This window comes from Rhodococcus sp. Leaf278 (assembly GCF_001426085.1).
In the GTDB taxonomy this organism is placed as follows: domain Bacteria; phylum Actinomycetota; class Actinomycetes; order Mycobacteriales; family Mycobacteriaceae; genus Rhodococcoides.
In genome coordinates this window covers 31,511-48,293 of the sequence record NZ_LMRR01000044.1, presented here as the reverse complement: position 1 = coordinate 48,293, position 16,783 = coordinate 31,511, and the positions used below count along the sequence as shown (strand labels likewise).

Below are 16,783 nucleotides of genomic sequence, written 5' to 3'. Positions count from 1 at the left end.
GTGTTCATCTGCTCACTAAGCTAACATTAAGGTGTGATCCACACAACACCCCCTCGCGATCAGCGACCCGTGCCACAGTCCATGCAGGCCAGCGTGCTCACCGGCGTGCACGAGATCCGACTCGAACAGCGACCCGTCCCCACACCTGCGTCCGACGAGGTCCTCGTGCAGGTCACGGCGGTGGGAGTCTGCGGTTCCGATGCGCACTACTACCGCGAGGGACGGATCGGCGACCACGTCGTGAACGGCCCCCTGGTACTCGGACACGAAGCTGCGGGCGTCATCGTGGCCGTGGGCTCCGACGTCTCCGACACTCGCGTCGGCCGGCGCGTCTCCATCGAGCCGCAACGACCCGATCCCACCAGCGCCCCATCCCGCGCAGGCCGTTACAACCTGTGCCCGGCCATGGAGTTCTTCGCGACCCCGCCCATCGACGGCGCGCTCGCGGAGTACGCATTGATCCAATCGACCTTCGCCCACGACGTTCCCGACACCATCTCCGACGAGGCCGCAGCGCTCTTCGAGCCCCTGTCCGTGGGCATCGCATCGGCGCAGAAGGCGCGTATCTCGGCCGGTTCGAGCGTGCTCATCGCGGGCGCGGGTCCCGTCGGGATCGTCACTGCGCAGGTGGCCCGCGCATTCGGTGCCACCGAGGTGATCGTCACCGACATCGACGCGTCCCGCCGGGCCAACGCCACAAGATTCGGAGCGACGCGCGTGGTCGACCCCGCCGCGGAGGACGTCCGTGCCCTGTCGGTCGATGCCTTCGTCGACGCATCCGGTGCCGCGCGCGCCGTGTTCGACGGCATCCACGCAGTCCGGCCGGCCGGCACAGTCGTCCTCGTCGGCATGGGCGGATCCGACTACCCTCTGCCTATCTCGGTGATTCAGAACCGAGAACTGGTGCTCACCGGCGTATTTCGATACGCCAACACCTGGCCGATCGCACGGTCGCTGGTGGCGTCGGGCATGGTGGATCTCGACGCGATGGTGACGGCGCGGTTCGGACTCGACGGCGTCGAGGACGCGTTGAACGCCGACAGAGAACCCGGAAGCATCAAAGCCGTGGTCATTCCAGGACTTTCGAAGGAGACAAACGCATGAAGTTGAACTCGCAGAACCTCGCAGACTTCATCGAGGACGTCGCGGTTCCGACGTACGATCGGTCCGAGGTGACGGTGGGCATAGTGCATTTCGGTGTCGGCGGCTTCCATCGAGCGCACCAGGCGATGTACGTCGACCGTCTGCTGCAGCAAGGGCAAGCGATGGACTGGGGAATCTGTGGTGTCGGGGTACTGCCCGGAGACCGTCGCATGAACGACGTCATGCACGCACAGGACTGCCTGTACACGTTGGCGCTCAAGCATTCCGACGGAACCTGGGACACCCGCGTCATCGGTTCCATCGTCGAGTACCTCTTCGCTCCGGACGACGCAGAGGCCGTGATCGAGAAGATGGCGGCCGACACCACGAAGATCGTCTCGCTCACCATCACCGAGGGCGGCTACAACTTCTCCGCCACCACCGGCGAGTTCGACTCGAACAATCCGGCCATCGTCGCCGATCTTTCCGACGGAGCCATTCCGGCAACCACTTTCGGACTTGTCATCGAGGCGCTGGCTCGACGCAAGGATCGCGGACTGAAGCCGTTCACCATCATGTCCTGCGACAACATCGAGGGTAACGGTCATATGGCGCAGTCGACGTTCACGACGTTCGCGCGCCTGAAGGACCCGGCGTTGGCCGAGTGGATCGAGACCGAAGGCGCGTTCCCCAATTCGATGGTCGATCGCATCACGCCGGTCACGACACCGGAGGTGACCGAACAGCTTTCACTGCGATACGCGATCGACGACCAGTGGCCCGTCGCCGGTGAGCCCTTCACACAATGGGTGCTCGAGGACAACTTCACCCTCGGTCGTCCGCCGTTGGAGGACGTGGGCGTGCAGGTGGTGGAAGACGTCACCCCCTACGAGCTGATGAAGCTGCGGTTGCTCAATGCCAGTCATCAGGCGCTCGCGTACTTCGGTTACCTCAGCGGATATCGCCTCGTCCACGAGGTATGCCAGGATTCGCTGTTCTCGGATTTCCTGCTCGCATACATGGACAACGAGGCGACGCCGACGCTGCAACCGGTCCCCGGCATCGATCTCGGCGACTACAAGCGCACCCTGATCGAGCGGTTCTCGAACCCCGAGATCCGCGATACCGTCGCGCGTCTGTGTGCCGAGTCCTCGGATCGAATCCCCAAGTGGCTCTTGCCCGTCATCCGCAAGAATCTGGAGACCGGCGGCGAGATCACCCGCTCCACCGCTGTCGTGGCGAGCTGGGCCCGCTACGCCGAGGCCGTCGACGAGTCCGGCGAGCCCATCGAGATCGTCGATCAGCTGAAAGATTCACTGGTACCGATCGCGCAGAGTCAGCGCGAGAACCCCACGGCGTTCATCGCCAACCGCGCAGTGTTCGGAGACCTGATCGACAACGAACGCTTCGTCGCCGAGTACACGACACAGCTTGCATCACTGCAGGAGAAGGGCGCTCGAGCAACCCTCGAGTCGCTCAGGTCAGCTCACTGAATCGTTCGGTGTCGCGGACTTGGCCGGAGACGATGACGGTATCTCCCGCGGCGATGACCGTGTCGGCCGTGGCGTAGGTGAATCCTTCGCCCGGTCGTTTGATCGCCACGACTGTGACGTGATACTTGGTGCGGATCACCGTTTCGCCCAACGGTTTACCGATGACCGCCTCGGGCGGTGATGTCTTGACCATCGCGAAGCCGTCGTCGAATTCGATGTAGTCCATCATCCGTCCACGTACCAGGTGAGCTACTCGCTTACCCATGTCGTGCTCGGGCCGGACAACGTGGTGGACGCCGATCTGGTTGAGAATCTTGGCGTGCGCGTTGCTCAGGGCCTTGGCCCAGATGGTCGACATCGACAGGTTCACCAGAGCCGATGCGGTGAGCAGGCTCGCTTCGAGATTGGACCCGATACCCACGACGGCGCGGTCGTACTCGTGCACCGACAGTTGCCGAAGCGACTCCTCGTCGGTGGTATCGGCAACCACGGCGTGCGTCAATCGGTCTGCGACGCGCTGCACGACGGCCTCGTCGCTGTCGATACCGAGCACCTCGACTCCCTGGTCCTTCAGCTCCAGGGCCAGAGACTTTCCGAAGCGGCCGAGACCGAGTACGACGACGACATCGGAGGACGGTTTCCTAGCCAATGAACGGCCTTTCCGTGGGGAGCGTGTAGCGCCGTCCGCGATCGCGGGCGGCGAGGGCACTGACCAGAGTGATGGAACCGACGCGGCCCAGGTACATCAGGACGATCAGAATCACCTGACCCCAGCCCGGCAACTGTGCAGTGATTCCGGTGGACAGGCCGACCGTGGCGAATGCCGAGACGACCTCGAACAGGAGCACGTCGAGATCGAAGTTCGTGCCGGCCAACAGCGCCATCACCGGCAGCATGACCAACGCGACCCCGATCAATGCGACGGTCAGCGCCTGACGCTGCACGCGCGCATCGATTCGGCGACCGAACACCGACACCTCCCGGTCACCCCGGATCTCGGCCAGGATGACGAACAGCAACAGTGCGAACGTCGTGACCTTGATGCCACCCGCCGTACCGCCGCTGCCACCACCGATGAACATGAGGACGTCGGTGACCAACAGGGTCGCGTTGTCCACATCCGCATAGTCGACACTGTTGAATCCTGCAGTGCGCGGCATGATCCCCTGGAACGTCGCGACGAGCATCTTGTCCCAGAAGCCGAATCCGCCCAGCGTCCGTGACCACTCGAAGAGCAGCACCACCGTCGGTCCGACGACCAGGAGAACACCGGTGACGGACAGCGTCATTCGGGTATGCAGCGTCCAGCGCTTGCGGGACCGGACGCCGCGGGCATGCGCGCGGAGGTGACGCGCGATCTCGAAGAGAACCGGAAATCCGATGCCGCCCAACACGACCGCGATCAGCAGTGGCACACAGATCCACGGGTCCGTGGCGAACCCGATCATGTTGTCGCTGAACAGAGCGAATCCGGCGTTGTTGAAAGCCGATACGGCATGAAAGACCCCCAGCCACAGTGCGCGACCGGGCGGCTCGTCGTAGCCGATGACAAAGCGCGCGGCCAAACAGAGCGCGACCACACTCTCGATGATCAGGCTGGTGCGGAACACCCCGACGACAACACTCCTGACGTCGCCCAGCCCCGAGGTGCGTACCTCGGCGGCCGCGTTGAGCCTGCCTCGCAACCCGATTCGATCGGCCAAGATCAGTCCGACCAACGACGCGATCGTCATGATCCCGAATCCACCGATCTGAATCAGACCGAGTATCACTCCCTGCCCGAAGCCCGACCAGTACACCGGGGTGTCCACCACGATCAGTCCCGTCAGACTGACGGCCGATGTCGAGGTGAACAACGCCTGCAGAATATCGGTGTCGTACCCGGGCATGGTGGCCGCCGGAATCATCAGCACGCCTGCACCGGCGACCATGGCGAGTGCGAAACCTGTCGCCATGACCCGGAGCGGCGTCGGTCTGAAGATCGCGGACCATCGCGATGCCGGGAGAGCGTCTGTCACTCGGGAGACAGTACTGTGCGCTCCGCGATGTGGTGTGGCGAAACCCGCGGGTTGTTCCGCAAGCTCCACTCCTAGGTGCCGCCAGGGTCACCCAACCGCACCACTGCTTATGGCACGAGCCCACCCGGTGGTGATCTGCACGTCGTCGGGTCGAACGGCCACCAGGCGGGTACCGTCGAAATCGAGCTGAAACTGATTGTTCGATCGCGACGAAGGACACCTTCATGCCGGACGACGCTGTGCGCGAGCGTTCCTCGCACGAGGCGATTTCCTCTGCCCTCGCCGATGTGAACGCCGTCCGCCCGGTGTTCCAACCCGTCATCGAACTCGGCACCGGAACAGTCCTCGGATACGAGGCTCTGGCGCGATGGCCCGAGTGGCCCGTACTGGACCTGGATTCCGTGTTTTCGACGGCCGCAGATCTGGGTGTGGTGGACGATCTCGACTGGGCGTGTCGCACCGGCGCGGTCGACGCAGCACTCGCTGCAGGGATGGCACAGGAACTCTGTTTGTTCGTCAACGTGGAACCCCATACCGCGACCGGACCGACCGACGCCGCCAAGCGCGCGTTCGCAGCAGCCGAAGGCCGATTTTCCGTGGTGCTCGAGTTGACAGAGAGGTCTCTGCTGGCCGATCCCGCAGTGTTGTTGGCCGTGGTCGCCGACGGCCGGCGGGCAGGATGCCGCATTGCTCTCGACGACATCAGCGTGCATCCGGACACGGTCACCATGCTCGAGTTCGTCGCACCGGACATCATCAAGCTCGACCGTTCGTTGGTCCAGCAAGATCCGAATCGCGCGCAGGCGCGCGTGATCGCCGCGGTACGTGCGCATTCCGAGGCGACCGGGGCAACTGTTCTCGCAGAGGGCATCGAAAACGACGAACACCTCGCCCGCGCTCACTCGCTCGGGGCGGCACTGGGCCAGGGATGGCTGTTCGGAAGGCCCGGTCCGCTGCCCGAGTCGGTGCGGACCGCACCGGGTGCACTGTCGATTCTGAGCGAGCCCGTTGCGAACTCCGGTCTGGTCCCGAACCTGCCATCGGATCTGTTCGAGCTCGTGGCTCCGTCGATCGGTACCAAAGCCTTCATCCGCGCCATTTCGCGCCAAATCGAGGACCACGCCCGCGATACCAACGATTCGCTGGCCCTCATGTCCACCTTCCAGCACACGCGATGGTTCAGCCCGCCCGTCGCCGAGCAGTACGCGCGGCTGGCCACCAAGCACGCATTCGTCGCGGCCGTGGGCGTCGGTTTGGGAGGTGAACCTGCGCCGGGTGTGCGCGGAGCAGATCTCGACCCCACGGAGGAGTTCACCCGAGAGTGGACGATCACCGCGGTAGGTCAGCACTACTTCTCGGCGCTCATTGCCCGCGATCTGGGCGATACGGACTGCGCCGACGCGGACCGTCGATTCGAGTTCGTGCACACGCACAATCGGCAACTCGTCGTCGCCGCAGCCAGATCGCTCATGCGCCGCATAATTCCCGTGTGACCGGGGTTGGTATCGGCTACCGCACCACAGCCTTCGCAACGGTCCAGGCACGTCCCTGCTCGCTCAACGTGAAACCCAGACCCGGGCGCGCAGACAGATGCATCCGGCCGTCTCGGGTCTCGAGGTGCTCGTCGAACAGCGGGTCCAACCAATCGAAGTGCTCCACCCACGTCTGCAGGGGATACACCGCGGCGAGGTGCAGGTGAATTTCCATCGCAAAGTGCGGGGCCAGTTGCAGGTTGTGGTGCTCGGCGAGTGCGGCCAACTTCAGGAACTGCGTGATGCCGCCGATGCGGGGAGCGTCGGGCTGCAGGATGTCGACCGATCCGGCCTCGATGAGCCGCACGTGCTCGCCGACACTGGCCAGCATCTCCCCCGTCGCGATGGAGGTGTCGAGGCTGCGAGCGAGCTGTGCGTGCCCCTCGGCGTCGTAGGCGTCGAGGGGTTCCTCGATCCAGACGAGATCGAATTGCTCCAGTATTCGACACATGCGCTGGGCCGTCGGGCGGTCCCACTGCTGGTTGGCGTCCACCATCAGCGGGACGTCGTCGCCGAGAAACTCGCGCAACGCGGTGACGCGGTCGATGTCGGTTCGCCAATCCGGCTGCCCCACCTTGACTTTGATGCCCCCGATGCCGTTCGACAGCGACATCGCAGCGTTCTCGATGACCTCCTCGATCGGGGTGTGTAGAAAGCCGCCGGAAGTGTTGTACGTCTGCACCGAATCGCGCGAAGAGCCGATCAGCTTCGCCAGTGGTAGCCCGGCCCGCTTGGCTTTGAGATCCCACAGCGCGATGTCGATCGCGGCAATCGCCTGCGTCGCAACGCCGCTGCGGCCCACCGAGGCTCCGGCCCACACCAGCTTCGTCCAGATCTTGCCGATGTCGTTCGGGTCCTCGCCGATGAGAACCGGGGCAATTTCCTGGGCATGAGCGAACTGAGCCGGACCGCCTGCGCGCTTGGAGTATCCGAAACCGATTCCCTCATGGCCCTGTTCGGTACGTATTTCGACAAACAGGAACACCACCTCGCTCATCGGCTTCTGACGGCCGGTGAGCACCTTGGCGTCGCTGATCGGATTCTTCAGCGGTAGCACGATCGAGGACAGCGTGACCTCGGCGATACGGTCGATGCTCGCGACCCCGGGGGAGAGTGCCATCATGGCAGCATTCGGGGCAGTGAGGCCGCTGGTCGGTTTGTCTGTGCCGATGGTCATCTGCAACTCCTGAATCGTCGGTTACGTTGACCCCCAGACTATTTCGATCACCAATGCCGGTCCAACACCATTTACCGGCGAATCGATGCCGCCAGTGCATCGATGTTCGACGCAATATCGGCGACCCGGCCCACGAACGTGTGATGCGTGACGCCCGACGAGTGAGGAGTCATCAGCACGTTGTCCAGGTCGCGGAAGGGTAAGGAACTGGGTTCCCCCACCCCGTCCGGGCCCGGGTAGCGGTACCAGACGTCGATGGCCGCCGCGGCGATCTCGTTGCGCGACAACGCGTCGAACAGTGCCTGTTCCTGCACCAGGGGTCCACGACCGACGTTGACGAGCACCCCGTCGCCGCCGAACCTGCCCAGTTCTTCGGCACCGATCATGCCGCTGGTGTGCTCGTTCAGCGGCGCGGACACCACCAGTACATCGGCGAACTCGGCAAGTTTCCTCAAATCCCCTGTATCCGAGACCCACTCGAGCCCTTCGTCCGGAGCCCGCCCGCTCCCGGTGACCGCAGCACCGGTGGCCCCGTACGCCTGAAACAGTTGCCAGGTTCGCCGGCCTATGTGACCGAACCCGACGAAGCCGATGCGAGCACCACTCAGCGACAACGGTTGCGGAATGCTCGGGTCGTACACAGCAGTGGCGAACAGCCCTGTACGGAGCGCGCGATCCTGCTCCAGGAACTTACGTCGCAACATCACCGTAGCCGCCACGACGTACTCGGCGATCGACTGCTCGTGATGAAAGGTGTTGCACACCTGCACATCGGGGCCCAATCCAGAACGATCGACGTTGTCCGTTCCGGCACCGGCGACGTGCACCATACGCAATTTCGGCGCTGCGGCACCCATCGCCGCACTGAATTTGCCGCCGACGTACACGTCCGCGTCACAAAGTTCTTCCATGACCCGACCCTCGTCGAACGGCACGCACCAGATCACCTGAGCCTCGGCGGGCAGGCCCGCCTCGAACTGCTCCCGATGCGGGAGCACATTGCGGTCTCCGACGACTATCTTCACTAGCGCACCAGGGCCGGCCGCTTGCTGTCGAACGTCCATCCCTCGATCAAGTACTGCATACCGATGGCATCGTCACGGGAGCCGAGACCTTCCTTCTGGTAAAGCTCGTGCGCCGCATCGATCTGCTCGAAGTCGAGTTCGACACCTAGGCCAGGTTTGTCGGGCACCGTGAGGTAGCCGTCCTCGATTGCGAACGGCTCCTTGGTCACTCGCTGCCCGTCCTGCCAGATCCAGTGAGTGTCGATGGCGGTGATCGTCCCGGGCGCGGCTGCCGCAACGTGGGTGAACATGGCCAGTGAGACGTCGAAGTGGTTGTTGGAGTGCGAACCCCACGTCAAACCCCACGCATCGCATAGTTGAGCAACGCGGACCGAACCGGCCATCGTCCAGAAGTGGGGGTCGGCAAGTGGGATGTCCACGGCGCCGGACCGGATGGTGTGGCCCATCTCGCGCCAGTCGGTGGCGATCATGTTGGTGGCGGTCTGCAATCCGGTGGCGCGCTTGAATTCCGTCATCACCTCACGTCCGGAGAAGCCACCCTCCGGCCCGACGGGGTCTTCGGCGTAGGCCAGCAAGTCGCGCAGTCCACGACACGTCTCGATCGCGTCCTTCAGCAGCCAACCACCGTTGGGATCCAACGTGATTCGGGCCTCCGGGAATCGCTCGGCCAGAGCGCGCACCGCGGCAGCCTCCTCGGCTGCCGGCAGCGCACCACCCTTCAGTTTGAAGTCCTGGAATCCGTAGCGCGCCTGCGCAGCCTCGGCGAGGCGCACGATCGACTCGGGATCCATTGCCTCCTCGTGCCTGATACGCATCCAGTCATCGGCCCCAGCGGCCTCGTCGGCTGCACCGCGGTAGGCGAGGTCGGTCTTGTTCCGATCGGCCACGAAGAACAGATAGCCGAGAGCTTGGACCTTGTCGCGCTGCTGACCGTCTCCCAACAGCGCTGCGACGCTGACGCCGAGGTGTTGACCCAACAGGTCGAGCAAGGCCGATTCCACCGCGGTCACCGCATGGATCGCGACCCGCAGATCGAAGGTCTGTGCTCCGCGGCCGCCGGAGTCACGGTCGGCGAACGCACGACGCATCTCGGCCAACACAGCGTTGTAGCGGCCGATCCCCTGGCCCTCGACCAACGAACGAGCGTCCTCGAGAGTCTGGCGAATCGCCTCTCCGCCCGGCACTTCGCCGACGCCGGTACGCCCGTCCGAGTCGGTGAGCACGACCAGATTGCGGGTGAAGTACGGGGCGTGAGCGCCGCTGAGGTTCAGCAACATGTCGTCGTGCCCCGCGATCGGAATCACGCGCATCTCGGTGACGACGGGTGTGCTGGTGTGGACGTTCATGTCCGGCCTTTCTCGTACGCCATCGGTGACTCGACTCACACGACAGTAGAAGTCCTGATCGATTCCTGTCCAAGACCATCTACGCATCGAGTGATGCAGTAGCGGTATCGCTGGCGTCAGCGCGGGCTCATCGACCCAGGCAGTGAGATCGATACCGATGCTGAATCAAAGGCGACATCTTTTGACTTGGACATGTATCGATGGGCCTTCTACCGTGGTGAGCTATGAGCCAGGTCACGGCCTGGCGTCAGTGCACGCACCGCATCACAGCCCTAGGAGTGACCGCATGACAGCGTCGACGACACAGTCCACCAATCTCACCGGCCGGATGATCATCGCCGGTGTGCCGGTCTTCGGTGGCGGCACGCAGATTCACGGTATCGACCCCAGCACCGGCGCGAAGCTCGAACCCGCCTACGGTCACGGCGACAATACGGACGTCGAGAAGGCCTGTGCCGCCGCAGCCGAAGCATTCGCCGACTACCGTGCGACCTCATCGGAGACCCGGGCACAATTTCTCGAAACCATCGCGGACAACATCGCGGCCCTCGGCGACACGCTGATCGAGCGCACCGTCGCCGAATCGGGACTGCCGCTGGCTCGCATCACCGGCGAGGTCGGCCGCACCACCGGGCAGCTCCGCTTGTTCGCTTCGGTTCTGCGCGAGGGTAGTTGGAACGGTGCCCGCATCGATCCGGCCCAGCCCGACCGCACGCCACTCCCCCGCGCCGACATTCGCCAGCGGCAGATTCCGTTGGGACCGGTTGCCGTGTTCGGAGCCAGTAACTTCCCGCTCGCCTTCTCCGTCGCCGGCGGCGACACCGCCTCTGCTCTCGCTGCCGGATGTCCGGTGATCGTCAAGGCGCACGATGCGCATCCAGGAACGTCCGAACTGGTGGGACGCGCCATCACCGATGCCGTCACCTCCACCGGAATGCCCTCGGGCACATTCTCTCTGTTGTTCGGCTCCGGCCGCGGACTCGGCACCGCTCTGGTCACCGACCCTCGCATCAAGGCAGTCGGATTCACCGGATCACGCTCGGGTGGAACAGCTCTGGTCGCCGCAGCAGCCGGTCGGCGTGAGCCCATCCCGGTGTATGCGGAGATGAGCTCCATCAACCCGGTGTTCGTCATGGACGGCGCTCTCGACACCCGTGGAGCCGAACTCGGCCGCGCTTTCGTCGCATCGCTGACGATGGGCTCGGGTCAGTTCTGCACCAACCCCGGCCTCGTCATCGCCGTCGACGGGCCCGGACTGCGGTCCTTCACCCAGGCAGCGACGACAGCGGTACAGGAATCCGCCCCCACCACGATGCTGACCCCGAACATCGCGTCGAGCTACGCGGACGGCGTCGCCACGCTGTCCGACGCGGTCACTGAGATCGCCCGAGGCACCGACTCCGAGGCCCCGAACGCCTGCCGCGCAGCGTTGTTCGAGACCGACGCCGATACGTTCCTCACGTCCGAGGCGGCGCAGGCCGAGGTGTTCGGCGCATCGAGTCTCATCGTTCGCTGCGCCGACGCACGACAGGTTCGCGACGTCGCGGCGCTACTCGAAGGGCAGCTGACCGCCACCATCCATGCCGATGAGTCCGATCACGCGGATGCCGGCAAGCTGCTCTCGGTGCTCGAACTCAAGGCCGGCCGCATCCTGTTCGACGGTTGGCCCACCGGCGTCGAGGTCGGTCACGCGATGGTGCACGGCGGCCCCTTCCCCGCCACCTCCAACTCCCGCACGACGTCGGTCGGATCACTTGCCATCGAACGCTTCCTGCGTCCCGTGTCCTACCAGGACGTGCCGATTTCATTGCTACCCAGTGCCATTGCCGACGGCAATCCCGACGGGATCTTCCGCCGCATCGACGGCCAGCTCACCCAAGACTGACTCACCCCACCCAATTTTCGAGGAGATCCCCATGCTCGACGGAGTCCTGTTCTTCCCCGTCACCCCGTTCACCGCTTCCGGTGAGGTCGATTACGACCTGCTGGCCGCTCATATCGCGAAGGGTGTAGACGCCGGACCCGGTGGAGTGTTCATCGCCTGCGGCACCGGCGAATTCCACGCCCTCGAACTCGAAGAGTTCGGCAAGATCGTCCGCACCGCAGTCGACGTCGTCGCGGGTCGTGTTCCGGTCTACGCCGGTGCGGGCGGATCCGTGGCGCAGGCAAAGGCGTTCGCCGAGGCTGCCGAGGCCAATGGAGCCGACGGCATCCTACTGCTGCCGCCGTACCTGGTGACGATGCCGCAGGCCGGTCTGGTCAACTACACCAAGGCCGTGGCCGCCGCGTCGGATCTGCCGCTGATCGTCTACAACCGCGGCAACGCACGCTTCACCGAGGAGTCCGCAGTCGAGGTCGCGCAGCTACCCACCGTCGTCGGGTTCAAGGACGGCACAGGTGATCTCGATCAGGTCGGACGCATCGTCCGTGCAGTTCTCGATGCCCTGGAGCCGTCGGGCAAGCCCTTCCAGTTCTTCAACGGCCTCCCCACCGCCGAGGTCTCGCAGCAGGCGTACCGAGCGATCGGTGTCACGCTGTACTCCTCGGCGACGTTCGCCTTCGCGCCCGAGCTGGCGTTGGCGTTCTACCGGTCGCTCGACAGCGGGAACGAGAAGCTCACTGCGGCATTGCTTCGCGAGTTCTTCCACCCGCTGGTGCGCCTGCGCGACAAGGTCCCCGGTTACGCCGTCTCGCTCATCAAGGCGGGCGTGACGATGGAGGGAATCGAGGCCGGCCCCGTTCGTCCGCCGCTGGTGGACATCAGCGCGCCGCACCTCGAGGAACTGACCGCGATCGTCGCTGCCGGCCGGGCTGTGCTGGCCGACGAGCTCGCGGTGCACTGATGCAGGATCCGGTTCTGATCACCGGCACCCGGATCACTCCGATCGCATTCGTCGATCCCCCGTTGCTCAACACGGTGGGGGTGCATCAGCCCTACGCGCTGAGAGCGATCATCCAACTGGACACCGTTATCGGCGTCGTCGGACTCGGCGAAACCTACGCGGACACGGCACATCTGGCTCGCCTCGAGGCGGCCGGACAGGCCATCACCGGACTGGACGTGTTCGGCCTCAACGCAATTCGGGACGCCATCGATACCGTTCTGGGAACGCTCTCGATCACCGGCGGTGACGGCGTCGCCGGAATGATCACCACCGCCAGCACCACCGACAGAGTGTTCTCGCCGTTCGAGATCGCGTGCCTGGACGTTCAGGGCAAAGTGCTGGGGCGACCGGTGTCGGATCTGCTCGGCGGCACAGTGAGAGACTCGGTTCCGTTCAGTGCGTACTTGTTCTACAAGTGGGCAGCGCATCCCGGCGCGCAGCCGGACGAGTGGGGCGAGGCGATCGATCCGGCCGGCCTCGTACGGCAGGCTCGAAAGATGATCGACGAGTACGGCTTCGGGGCCATCAAGGTCAAGGGCGGCGTCTTTCCACCCGATGAGGAGATCGCCGGAATCAAGGCGCTCCGGGAGGCGTTCCCCGAGCTGCCGTTGCGGCTCGACCCCAACGCCGCGTGGACTGTCGACACCTCCATCCGAGTCGCCTCCGAGCTGGACGGCATCGTGGAATACCTCGAAGACCCGACACCTGGACTCGACGGGATGGCCGAGGTCGCGCGCGAGGCGAAGATGCCACTGGCGACCAACATGTGCGTCGTGGCATTCGATCACCTGAAGCCTGCCGTGGCGCAGGACTCGGTGCAGGTGGTGCTGTCCGATCATCACTACTGGGGCGGCCTGCAGCGCTCGAAGTTGCTCGCCGGAATCTGTGACACTTTCGAGCTCGGACTGTCGATGCACTCGAACAGCCACCTCGGCATCAGTCTGGCCGCAATGGTTCACCTCGCTGCGGCAACACCGAACCTGACCTACGCCTGCGACACGCACTGGCCGTGGAAGCACGAGGACGTCGTCGTTCCAGGAGTGTTGAACTTCGTCGACGGCGCGGTGGCAGTTCCCACCGGGCCCGGCCTCGGCGTCGAGATCGACGAGGACGCGCTCGCGGCGCTGCATCAGCAGTACCTCGACTGCGGTATTCGCGATCGTGACGACACGGGGTACATGCAGAGCATAGATCCGAGCTTCGAGAACACCTGCCCGCGCTGGTGATTCGCCGCTACGGATTCAGCGGGGCAACGATGTTGGCGAGCATGGTCGCGATGGTGGCGACGACCATGCGTCGCTCCGCGGCGTAGCCGCTCTGATACCAGGTCATCGCGGTGTGGCTTATTCCGCCGATCGCGGCGGTGGCAAGCAGGTCGGCATCCAGATCGGGGCCCGACGGTACGTCGCCGGCGAACGTGCGGAGGTAGCCGAGCAGCAGTGTCCCGAATTCCTGCATCACCGTCAGGTATGTCTGCTCGACGCGAGGACTGACCCCGAGCACCTCCATCCACACCACTCGGGCCAGGTGCGGATCTTCGATGACCTGAAAGAACGGGTCGAGCAACTGCTTCGCAACCTCCCTGAGATCAACGTCCCGGTCCACCTGCACAATCGCCTCGGACACCGAATCGGTGAGGTGGGCAATACATTCGGCGTAGACCGCGAGCAGGAGATCTTCGGTCTTGTCGAAGTACTGATAGAAGTGCCGATCGGCGATCTTGGCCTCGCGGCACAGTCCGCGGACCGTCGCGGCGCGGTACCCGCTGCTTCCGAACACTCGCAGTCCGGCGTCCAGCAGCTGCCGCCGCCTGCGGTCGTCGCGGTCCACCGCGGTCTCACCGCCGTAGGCTCGGCCGGCGGCTTCGGACACTGTACTCATCAACGTCGGGCATTCAGTTCGGCAGTGAGCCGGATCAATTCGGCGTCGCGCTCCATCATGGCATCCATGATCGGGTTGACGATGCCGCGCAAGATCGAGATCGGAATCCAGCGACCGGGCACAGCGATGCGCGCAGCTCGCCGTCCGATACCGCGAACGGCCACGCGGGCCAGCTTGTCCGGTGTGATCGGGCGAAGCAGCGGAGTGGGAAAGGCGCGGGCGATCATGGCCGTCGCGACGTCATCGCCGCCGAAGGCGACTTCGGCGATCGGGGTTGCAACCCACCCCGGATACAGCACTCCCGCAGTCGCTTTCGTGCCGGCCAGCTCCGAACGCAGTGCACGGCCGAGTTGTTCGACGGCTGCCTTCGATGCCGCGTACGGCGCATTCGCCAGTCCGTTGAGATACGCGTATGTGGACGAGGTGATCAGCACGTAGCCCCCGGACTCGACGATGTGAGGAAGCGCGGCACGCACCGTGTTCCACACGCCGATCAGGTTGACACCGATGACGCGTTCGAAGACTCCGTCGTCGATGGAACGGACGGTCGATGCCTGTGCACCGCTGGAGATCCCGGCATTGGCCATCACGACGTCGAGCGTGCCGAAACTGTCGATCGCGGTGGCGACGGCCGCATCGAGCTGCTCCCGCACGGTGACATCGGCATAGGCGATCGCCACACGCTGGTTGCCCAACTTCGCGGCCACGGACTCGAGATCGGTCGACGCCACGTCGACCAGAACGATCGACGCACCGCGTCGGTGCAGTGCGGTCGCCACGGCGGAACCGATTCCTCCTGCGGCTCCCGTGATCAGTGCTACCTGCCCAGTGTGCCTGCTCATGCCGAAACCTCGTCCAATGTGGTGGTCACGGTCGGTGCCATGTGGATGCGATGAGCTTCGGGCCGAAAACGCTTGGCCCACCGACGGAACGTGAAGCTGAATCCCGGGAACATTGCCACCACGTGTCCGGATTTCGATTGGTACCAGCTGTGGCAGCCGCCGTCCTTCCAGACGGTGCCCTCCATATCGCGGTGAATCTTCTCGGTGTACGCCTGTTCGGCGGCTTCTGTGACTTCGATGGCCAGCCCGCCCGAATTACGAACGGCGTCTACGGCTCGCACGATGTACTCCATCTGCGCCTCGATGAGGAAGATGGCCGAGGTGTGCCCGATTCCGGTGTTCGGTCCGGTGACGACAAACAGGTTGGGGAAGCCGGGGATCGTGGTGCCGAGGTAGGCGCGCGGGTAGGGATCCCAGACATCGGACAGTGCCCGTCCGTCACGGCCGATGACCGGGTACGAGATCACGCCGTCGGTCGCGTCGTATCCGGTGGACCACACCAGAAGGTCGACATCGACGTGTTCGCCTGTGGTGGTGACGATTCCGGTCTCGGTGATCTCGGCGATGCCGTCGTTCTTTTCGTGCAGGGTGACGTTCCCCTGCCCCAGCGCGGGATAGAGCGTGTTGGACAGCAGAACCCGCTTGCACCCGATGACGTAGTCCGGGGTGACCTTCGCTCGAAGCTCGGAATCCGGAACCTGAGACTCGATGTGCTTCAAAGCAGTTCGCTGTGCGACCGCCTTCAACATTCTCCGCGAGTACTTGAACCCGATAATGCGAGTCTCGAGGCTCCAGTAGATGCCCGCGCGAACCAGTCTGCGGATCGGTTCCATTCGTAAAAGCCTGCGCTGCAGCGGGGTGAACTCGCGATCGTGTCGGGGCATCACCCAGTGTGGAGTTCGCTGGAAGACGTGCAGCTGCTCGACGTCGGGTTGGATCGCAGGAATCACCTGCGCGGCACTGGCACCGCTGCCGACGATGGCGACGCGCTTGCCCGCGTGGTCGTAATCCGTGTGCCAGTCGTTGGTGTGAAACTGGGTGCCCTGGAAATTCTCGCGTCCGGGGAACGGCGGTATGACCGGCGTACTGAGTGGCCCGGACGCGTTGACGACGAACGTGGCCGCGTAGTCACCCCGCGAGGTGGAGATGGTCCAGTGGTCTCCGGACCATTCGATCTTCTGGACGTCGGTATCGAGATGCGTGCGTGCCGGCAGGCCGTTCGACTCGAGCACGTGGTCGGTGTACCGCTCGAGTTCCTCGCGTTCGGCGAACATGCGCGACCACTCGAAAGGCTCCGACGCGATCGAGTACAGCGGACTCTGAACATCGACGGCTGCCCCCGGGTAGCGGTTCTGCTTCCACGTTCCGCCGAGGAAGGGTCGTCTTTCGAGGACGACGAAGTCGTCGATGCCGCGATCGAGCATCGCTTTGGCGGCGCACTGGCCTCCGAACCCGCTTCCGATGATCACCACGGTGTGAATGTGCATCTCTCGAACCCCTC

14 protein-coding genes are annotated in these 16,783 nt (G+C 64.4%); 6 read left to right on the top strand and 8 right to left on the bottom strand.

The window, feature by feature from the left end:
- Positions 1-81 precede the first annotated feature (81 nt).
- Together ASG84_RS24635 and ASG84_RS24630 are read left to right on the top strand one after the other, a co-directional pair.
- Positions 82-1,104, top strand: a complete 1,023-nt coding sequence (locus tag ASG84_RS24635; RefSeq protein WP_057479594.1) for an NAD(P)-dependent alcohol dehydrogenase — start codon at positions 82-84, stop codon at positions 1,102-1,104.
- Positions 1,101-2,576, top strand: a complete 1,476-nt coding sequence (locus tag ASG84_RS24630) for a mannitol dehydrogenase family protein (protein WP_057479593.1) — start codon at positions 1,101-1,103, stop codon at positions 2,574-2,576. The genes ASG84_RS24635 and ASG84_RS24630 overlap by 4 nt, the downstream gene beginning before the upstream one ends.
- On the opposite strand, the gene ASG84_RS24625 is transcribed toward ASG84_RS24630, so the two are convergent.
- Together ASG84_RS24625 and ASG84_RS24620 are read right to left on the bottom strand one after the other, a co-directional pair.
- Positions 2,560-3,225 carry a potassium channel family protein gene (locus tag ASG84_RS24625; RefSeq protein WP_057479592.1) on the bottom strand — a complete coding sequence of 222 codons (666 nt, stop codon included), beginning with the start codon at positions 3,223-3,225 and terminating at the stop codon, positions 2,560-2,562. The two genes, ASG84_RS24630 and ASG84_RS24625, sit on opposite strands and share 17 nt — an antisense overlap.
- On the bottom strand, positions 3,218-4,531 hold the full coding sequence (locus ASG84_RS24620; protein WP_057479591.1) for a TrkH family potassium uptake protein: 1,314 nt from the start codon (positions 4,529-4,531) through the stop codon (positions 3,218-3,220). The genes ASG84_RS24625 and ASG84_RS24620 overlap by 8 nt, the downstream gene beginning before the upstream one ends.
- 287 nt (positions 4,532-4,818) lie before the next feature.
- On the opposite strand from ASG84_RS24620, the gene ASG84_RS24615 reads away from it, so the two are divergent.
- The gene (locus tag ASG84_RS24615) at positions 4,819-6,087 is read left to right on the top strand and encodes a sensor domain-containing phosphodiesterase (RefSeq protein WP_057479590.1); all 1,269 of its coding nucleotides are present in this window, start codon (positions 4,819-4,821) and stop codon (positions 6,085-6,087) included.
- Between the two features lie 16 nt (positions 6,088-6,103).
- Here the strand turns inward: ASG84_RS24615 and ASG84_RS24610 are convergent, their stop codons facing one another.
- The 3 genes from ASG84_RS24610 to ASG84_RS24600 form a co-directional block, all read right to left on the bottom strand.
- Positions 6,104-7,246 (bottom strand): L-talarate/galactarate dehydratase, encoded by a 1,143-nt coding sequence (locus ASG84_RS24610; protein ID WP_327213128.1) that lies wholly within the window; start codon positions 7,244-7,246, stop codon positions 6,104-6,106.
- Between the two features lie 128 nt (positions 7,247-7,374).
- The gene (locus ASG84_RS24605) at positions 7,375-8,328 is read right to left on the bottom strand and encodes a 2-hydroxyacid dehydrogenase (protein WP_200936669.1); all 954 of its coding nucleotides are present in this window, start codon (positions 8,326-8,328) and stop codon (positions 7,375-7,377) included.
- Positions 8,328-9,674 (bottom strand): enolase C-terminal domain-like protein, encoded by a 1,347-nt coding sequence (locus ASG84_RS24600; protein ID WP_057479587.1) that lies wholly within the window; start codon positions 9,672-9,674, stop codon positions 8,328-8,330. The genes ASG84_RS24605 and ASG84_RS24600 overlap by 1 nt, the downstream gene beginning before the upstream one ends.
- Before the next feature lie 286 nt (positions 9,675-9,960).
- On the opposite strand from ASG84_RS24600, the gene ASG84_RS24595 reads away from it, so the two are divergent.
- The 3 genes from ASG84_RS24595 to ASG84_RS24585 are packed head-to-tail and all read left to right on the top strand — an operon-like array spanning position 9,961 to position 13,785.
- Positions 9,961-11,559, top strand: coding sequence for an aldehyde dehydrogenase (NADP(+)) (locus ASG84_RS24595; RefSeq protein ID WP_057479586.1), 1,599 nt, complete (start codon positions 9,961-9,963; stop codon positions 11,557-11,559).
- A 31-nt stretch (positions 11,560-11,590) separates the two neighbouring features.
- Positions 11,591-12,517, top strand: a complete 927-nt coding sequence (locus tag ASG84_RS24590; RefSeq protein WP_057479585.1) for a 5-dehydro-4-deoxyglucarate dehydratase — start codon at positions 11,591-11,593, stop codon at positions 12,515-12,517.
- Positions 12,517-13,785, top strand: a complete 1,269-nt coding sequence (locus ASG84_RS24585) for a glucarate dehydratase family protein (protein ID WP_057479584.1) — start codon at positions 12,517-12,519, stop codon at positions 13,783-13,785. Before ASG84_RS24590 ends, ASG84_RS24585 begins: the two co-directional genes overlap by 1 nt.
- A gap of 7 nt (positions 13,786-13,792) precedes the next feature.
- Here ASG84_RS24585 and ASG84_RS24580 read toward each other — a convergent pair whose 3' ends face one another.
- The 3 genes from ASG84_RS24580 to ASG84_RS24570 are packed head-to-tail and all read right to left on the bottom strand — an operon-like array spanning position 13,793 to position 16,769.
- The gene (locus ASG84_RS24580) at positions 13,793-14,440 is read right to left on the bottom strand and encodes a TetR/AcrR family transcriptional regulator (RefSeq protein WP_057479583.1); all 648 of its coding nucleotides are present in this window, start codon (positions 14,438-14,440) and stop codon (positions 13,793-13,795) included.
- A complete protein-coding gene (locus ASG84_RS24575) occupies positions 14,440-15,282 on the bottom strand; it encodes an SDR family NAD(P)-dependent oxidoreductase (protein ID WP_057479582.1) in 843 nt (280 codons plus the stop codon). Before ASG84_RS24575 ends, ASG84_RS24580 begins: the two co-directional genes overlap by 1 nt.
- The gene (locus tag ASG84_RS24570) at positions 15,279-16,769 is read right to left on the bottom strand and encodes a flavin-containing monooxygenase (RefSeq protein WP_057479581.1); all 1,491 of its coding nucleotides are present in this window, start codon (positions 16,767-16,769) and stop codon (positions 15,279-15,281) included. The genes ASG84_RS24575 and ASG84_RS24570 overlap by 4 nt, the downstream gene beginning before the upstream one ends.
- Positions 16,770-16,783 lie beyond the last annotated feature (14 nt).

Bases quoted from the DNA above. Each gene is read 5' to 3' on its own strand.
- ASG84_RS24635 (WP_057479594.1), top strand. From the start codon at position 82: ATGCAGGCCAGCGTGCTCACCGGCGTGCACGAGATCCGACTCGAACAG.
- ASG84_RS24630 (WP_057479593.1), top strand. From the start codon at position 1,101: ATGAAGTTGAACTCGCAGAACCTCGCAGACTTCATCGAGGACGTCGCG.
- ASG84_RS24620 (WP_057479591.1), bottom strand. From the start codon at position 4,531: ATGGCGACAGGTTTCGCACTCGCCATGGTCGCCGGTGCAGGCGTGCTG.
- ASG84_RS24615 (WP_057479590.1), top strand. From the start codon at position 4,819: ATGCCGGACGACGCTGTGCGCGAGCGTTCCTCGCACGAGGCGATTTCC.
- ASG84_RS24610 (WP_327213128.1), bottom strand. From the start codon at position 7,246: ATGGCACTCTCCCCCGGGGTCGCGAGCATCGACCGTATCGCCGAGGTC.
- ASG84_RS24600 (WP_057479587.1), bottom strand. From the start codon at position 9,674: ATGAACGTCCACACCAGCACACCCGTCGTCACCGAGATGCGCGTGATT.
- ASG84_RS24595 (WP_057479586.1), top strand. From the start codon at position 9,961: ATGACAGCGTCGACGACACAGTCCACCAATCTCACCGGCCGGATGATC.
- ASG84_RS24590 (WP_057479585.1), top strand. From the start codon at position 11,591: ATGCTCGACGGAGTCCTGTTCTTCCCCGTCACCCCGTTCACCGCTTCC.
- ASG84_RS24585 (WP_057479584.1), top strand. From the start codon at position 12,517: ATGCAGGATCCGGTTCTGATCACCGGCACCCGGATCACTCCGATCGCA.
- ASG84_RS24580 (WP_057479583.1), bottom strand. From the start codon at position 14,440: ATGAGTACAGTGTCCGAAGCCGCCGGCCGAGCCTACGGCGGTGAGACC.
- ASG84_RS24575 (WP_057479582.1), bottom strand. From the start codon at position 15,282: ATGAGCAGGCACACTGGGCAGGTAGCACTGATCACGGGAGCCGCAGGA.
- ASG84_RS24570 (WP_057479581.1), bottom strand. From the start codon at position 16,769: ATGCACATTCACACCGTGGTGATCATCGGAAGCGGGTTCGGAGGCCAG.